Below are 736 nucleotides of genomic sequence, written 5' to 3' on the forward strand. Positions count from 1 at the left end.
CACGACACTAAAATTCAACGCACGCAAGTAAGAAGCTTTGCGAAGGAGCAAAAAAACGTGGATAAGCTTTTTTTGGAGCATTTGAAAGCCCTCAGAATTTTGTATGCCGAAGACGAAGACGGTATACGCAAAAATATCGCCGCATCGCTTCGCTATTACGCCAAGGAGGTGTTGGAGGCGGAAAACGGGAAAGTCGCTTTGGAGTTGTACCGAAAAGAACGCCCCGACATCGTGATAACCGACGTACTGATGCCCGTCATGAACGGAATTGAGCTGGTCGAGAAGATTCGTGCCGAAGACGAAACGACGCCTTTGGTGATTATTTCGGCGCATACGGATAAGGAGTATTTGCTAAAAGTCGTCGACCTTCATTTGGAGCAGTACATCGTCAAACCCGTCAATCTCAAAGGATTGCTCGAAGCGTTGCAGCGATGTTTAAAACGTATTAGCAAAAACCATGCGATCGTCTATGAATTGCCGTGCGGTTACTTTTACGACGTTGATCATAAAGAACTTCGGTTTGAAGGCGAGATGATTCATCTCAACAAAAAAGAGGCTCTTTTTTTAGAACTTTTATTGCACAATAAACAACGCATCGTCACGTACGACGAGCTCCAGTCGCATATCTGGCAAGACGACGTGATGACCGATAGCGCGCTTCGTTCTTTGGTGCGAAATTTACGCAAAAAACTGCCCAAGGATTTCATCACGAACCTCTCGGGCGTAGGATACCGAT

1 protein-coding gene is annotated in these 736 nt (G+C 45.9%); it reads left to right on the forward strand.

Annotated elements, in window-relative coordinates; genetic code table 11:
• Positions 1 to 57 precede the first annotated feature (57 nt).
• A partial coding sequence (locus tag OA34_RS13340; RefSeq protein WP_286683070.1) for a response regulator transcription factor occupies positions 58 to 736 on the forward strand: 679 nt, incomplete at its 3' end.

Source organism: Sulfurospirillum sp. MES (assembly GCF_000789415.1).
GTDB classification, from domain to species: domain Bacteria; phylum Campylobacterota; class Campylobacteria; order Campylobacterales; family Sulfurospirillaceae; genus Sulfurospirillum; species Sulfurospirillum cavolei.